Source organism: Mycobacterium sp. TH-M25 (assembly GCF_057473665.1).
Genome location: NZ_JBYCLA010000570.1, coordinates 1 through 4,438 on the forward strand (window position 1 = coordinate 1; position 4,438 = coordinate 4,438).

Consider the following 4,438-nt stretch of genomic DNA (forward strand, 5'->3'; position numbering starts at 1 on the left):
ATGGGTACCGATGAAATGGTTCTGGTTGTAGGCGGCCTCCTTCTGCTCCGCCGACAACGCATTCCACGCGTGCGTGAACTGGTCAGGATCATCGGGCAGCACCGGTGCCGGCATCTGGGGTCCGGGCTGGGCGTCCAGATCGCCCAGCGACTCGGGCACATATCCCGCCCCCGACATCGCGGTCTGCGCGGCATGCAATTCGGCGGCATAGTCCGAGCGCACCGAGTTCACCTGGGCCAGCGCCGTTTTGACGACGCCGACGGCATGCTCGTGCAGTGCGCCGGTGTCTTGATCGTTGGCCTTGGCCGCCGACATCTGGTTGTCGATCTCATCGAGCGCGCCATCAGCCTCCCCGAGGGCGTAGTCGCTTCGGCGCTGCGCGGTGACCAGCGACGCGGCCACCTGCTCCAAGCTGGCCGCTATCCGCGGCAACGCTTCTGTGTGCCCGGCCAGCGCGGTCGTGGCCTGGCGCACTTCGGCGGAGTCGTTGATCGGATGCTCGCTGCCGTTACGCCGATAACCGGCTTCGAATTTCTGTTTGGCCTTATCGAAATCATCGTCGGCCTCTGTGACGCGATTACCGGCTTGATGAAACGCGTCGGCGAGCTTGTTGATCGCCTGCCCGTCACCGGCCTGCAGTTCGTCATCGAGTGTCCACGGATCACCGCCGGCCGCCGAGCACAACTCACCAACATCAAGGTTGGCCAAAAACGGCGGCGCCCCCACAACGGCCTACTCGAACTGCTCGCCAGCTGAGGTAATGGCCTCACCCGCCGACTCGTCGGCGCCGGTCAACACCTGCGCCGCCGTGATCGCTTTAGCCGCCACCCCGCTCAACGTCGTGTGGTGGCCACGCAACCGGTCCTGATGCTGCTGATGGACACCGCTCACCACACCGTGAAACTGGTGCGCTTCGGCGAAATCACCGAAGATTCCCGACGCCACATCTGCGCCAGCCAGCGCCTCGGCCGCGTCTTTCACCGAGTCCGCGGCATGACGACACAAATCACCACCGGCCGCCAAGTGGTCAACATTGGCCTCAAACTCTTCCGGGCCCACGAATGCACAGTAGCCCGACGTCAAGCCACGAGCGGATCGATCCATCGCACGCCAGCGAACCGACTGAAGTCGACGTCGGTTGAGCACAACCCAGCACCGTGTTCGATGGCCAGCGCCGCGAGGTGCGCATCGCTTGTGAGGTTGCCTGCCGTTCCGAGCGGGGTGAGTAACTCGCGAAGCACAGTGGCATGGCGCTCGGTCGGGTGTACGACGGTCACGCACGGCTGCCGCAACCATCCGTCCACGACGTCCAAGGCCTCACTGACCGTCAACGGCGCAGCGAACACCGCCGAACGGGTGGATAGCCGCACGAAGCCGATCAGGACATGCCACGCGAATCCGACCGTCTCCGCACCGGAAAGCGTCTCATCAAGCCAGTCCCGCGCCGCCTGGTGGCGCGAGGACGACTCGTCCATCGCATACACCAGAACGTTCAGATCGAGCAGCTTCATTTGCGCAGCGCGAGTTTGCGCAAGGTCTCCGCATCTTCGTCGGCGGCAGCCAGCGCCAGCGCCTTATCGACGTCGAAGCCGGCACGTAGGCCCATGTCGCGACACGGGGTGCGATAGCGGCGCGCAGTCGGCTCGCCACTCAAGCCACGGCGCACGGCGTCATTGAGCACATCCTTGAAGGACGTTCCGCGTTCGCGCGTCGCACGTCGTAATGCGGCGACGACGTCGGCGTCCAGAGTCACCGTGGTACGCATGAAGTCATCATAGCAGCAAGGTGGTTGCTGTCATGATGCTCACCGTCGCCATGCCTTGTCGAGGGACCGTTGGTCATCCCCGCCGCGTCATGGCGGTCCCACGGGACGGGTTACCGAGTGGACGGGCAACTCGTCGCCGGGCTCGGGCCAGGGTTGGCGCGCCAGCATGTCGTCGACCGCGACATAGCCTTCCTCGATCACGCCGGACTTGGCGTCGACGATGCGGTACCACTGCTTTTTGGTCTGGATCGGCTGACCTTCCAGGATGACCACCCGCAGGTCGCCCTCCTCGAGGTGGCAGCGCCGCTGCACCGCCTCGACCAATTGCTCGTTGTGAAGGTGGCCTTCGCCGAAATTCCAGCCGATCAGCGGCCCCGCGACGGTTTCGCCCTCACGTATCGCGTAGCCGGCCTCGTCGTCGAGCGCGCGCGGCAGCAGACCGTTGAGCGCGCGGCCGTGGACGTGCATGCATCGAAACGCGCGCGCCTTGTCGCTGATGATCTCGGCGGTATTCGGGTCATACAGCCGCGCAATTTGTTTGGCGGTCAGCGCAGAACTCTTGACCACGTTCTCGTCGATCTTGTCTTCCACACCGTCGCGGAAACACCACACGCTCGACGCCCAGTTGCCGGCGTAGTAGCGCAGCGCGGGCAGGAACGAAATCTGCTGCGGGAACATGTTTCCCACGACCGGAATGACCACGAGAGCGACCAGCAGTATGGCCAGCAGCAGCGGTGAGTTCAGGTCGTAGATCACGATCCCGCTGTAGTGCCCGAACAGGTAGAACAGCGAGAAGATGAAAAAGATGTTCCACTCCAACGGAACACCCATCGGCAGGTTGGAAATGATGTTGAGGTGAAAGATCACCATGAAGCCGATCAACGCCCATCGCCACGGGTGATCGCCTGCGGCGAAGACCAAGACTGCCGGAACGATGAGCTCTGCCGTGGTGCCGCCGACGTGGGCCATCACCTTGGGAATCCAGGTGGGCCGGATGTCATTGACCGGATCGCGGTAGAGCTTGCGCTTGAGCCAGTTGAAGGGCTTGCCGCGTAGTAGAGCGTTGTTGCTCGTCATCGCCGCCACCACGTAGGGAAAATGGTGGTTGAGCTTGGACGTTGCTGCGCCCCACCACAGTCCGAGCATGACGATCTTGAACGCGGCGATCTGGTCGGTGAACGGGAAGAAAAAGATCAGCAGCTTCAGCCAGTAGTGTTCACCGCGGGCGGCCAGGAAGATCGTCTTGTCGCGCAGACCCAACAGCGCCAGCGCGACGATCGCCGGTAGAACCAGCAGCGGGTCGATCAACCCGACATCGCCGCTTCCTGTGACCGGCCCACCGTGGCCGGGTGCCAGCAACGCCCACACACCAGATGCCAGCACCACGACGTACAGCGCCACGTCGAGCATGGTGCGGGTGTCTCCGCGGGTGAACGGCACCTCGTTGGGCCACGGCGGCAGTCGAATCGTCTTGGGTCGCAGCCAATACAGGAATCCCCCGATCGGTGGCATGAATCGCGCGGTCAACGGGCCCGAACCGCAGCCCAGGCCCAGCACCTCGAACAGCAGCGTGAAGACGATCAGCTTCTGGTAGACGATCGGCTGCGTCCACCAGGTCGCGATGTCGGCCAGACGTCCCAGGCCCGGAGTCAGCGAGATGACCGCGGCGGCGCCTGCGGCGTAGGCGGCCATCTTGATCACGTACAGCAGATAGATCGCCGACGGGGTGCCGAAGCCGTGCTCAACCCAGTGTCGGGTCACCACCTGCATCCGGTCGGCCACCGTGCGGTTCTGCCAGGTCTCCGGGTCGACGTCCGGAAGATCCGGGGTGATGAATCCCATCACGGCCTCATTTCGGGTCTGCCACCGTTGGCCACAGTAATGTAGCGGGAACACCCCTCGGGTCTGGTGAATTGCGGCACGTGCTACGCATCGGTTGACGCCAACGCGTCGCAACGGGTAGACACACTAACGCCCTCTTGGGAATCGTTAAGGAAAGTCTATGCCTACTCTCAATGCTCGCACGCTGCTGACATCCGGCGCCGGAATCGCCTTCATGGCTCTCCTGGCAACACCACTCGCGCACGCCAATGCAGGTTTGTACAGCGACATCTCGTACATCTACGGCGATTCGCTCGCTTACGCCAATGACAACGGCGCATTCGAAGATGCGGTTTTCTACTCGGATCTTGCGCAGCCGTACAACATCGTCGCCGCCAGCGGAGTTGATATCGGAGGCCCATTCCCGTCGGGCGCAGACGCATCGCAAGACATCAGCACGATTGAGGCGGAGGGCCAGACGCTGGTCGGCCAGCTCAACGACCTTCATGCGGTTGCCGCTACCAACGCCGCCGACTTCTCGGAATACCCGGTCATCGGTGACGCCTCTGCCTTTCAAGATCAGCTCAACAACGCGATCGCCGATCTTCCCGCGATCACCGCTCAAGACCAGACGAATCCGTTGCTCATCGCCGACCTCAGCGCGTTGTACGGCAACGGGCTAGACCTGGGCAACAGTCTCACCAACCTTGGTGACTCACTGGCAGTAAATGATGTCGCTGGTGTCACCGCAGATAACGCCTCGATCATCGCGGATGCACTCGGGTTCACAACTGATGCGCAGAGCGCGTCCGACACCGTCGCATTCCTGGCCGACCTATCCAGCCTCGGCCT

Annotated in this window: 6 protein-coding genes; 1 reads left to right on the plus strand and 5 read right to left on the minus strand. The window is 63.1% G+C overall.

Features of this window, described 5'->3' with window-relative positions; all coding sequences use genetic code 11:
• The 5 genes from AC2VOU_RS19010 to AC2VOU_RS19030 form a co-directional block, all read right to left on the minus strand.
• Positions 1–726: putative alpha/beta hydrolase (locus AC2VOU_RS19010; protein ID WP_486958752.1), on the minus strand; the 726-nt coding region annotated here is incomplete at its 3' end.
• A 6-nt stretch (positions 727–732) separates the two neighbouring features.
• Positions 733–1,059 (minus strand): DUF2563 family protein, encoded by a 327-nt coding sequence (locus AC2VOU_RS19015; RefSeq protein ID WP_486958753.1) that lies wholly within the window; start codon positions 1,057–1,059, stop codon positions 733–735.
• 20 nt (positions 1,060–1,079) lie between these two features.
• A complete protein-coding gene (locus AC2VOU_RS19020; RefSeq protein WP_486958754.1) occupies positions 1,080–1,511 on the minus strand; it encodes a TA system VapC family ribonuclease toxin in 432 nt (143 codons plus the stop codon).
• Complete coding sequence (locus AC2VOU_RS19025; protein ID WP_486958755.1) at positions 1,508–1,765, minus strand: ribbon-helix-helix domain-containing protein; 258 nt, start codon at positions 1,763–1,765, stop codon at positions 1,508–1,510. Before AC2VOU_RS19025 ends, AC2VOU_RS19020 begins: the two co-directional genes overlap by 4 nt.
• 87 nt (positions 1,766–1,852) lie before the next feature.
• Positions 1,853–3,607 (minus strand): DUF3556 domain-containing protein, encoded by a 1,755-nt coding sequence (locus AC2VOU_RS19030; protein WP_486958756.1) that lies wholly within the window; start codon positions 3,605–3,607, stop codon positions 1,853–1,855.
• 160 nt (positions 3,608–3,767) lie between these two features.
• Between AC2VOU_RS19030 and AC2VOU_RS19035 the strand changes: the two genes are divergently transcribed.
• On the plus strand, positions 3,768–4,438 hold a 671-nt coding region (locus tag AC2VOU_RS19035), incomplete at its 3' end, for a hypothetical protein (protein ID WP_486958757.1).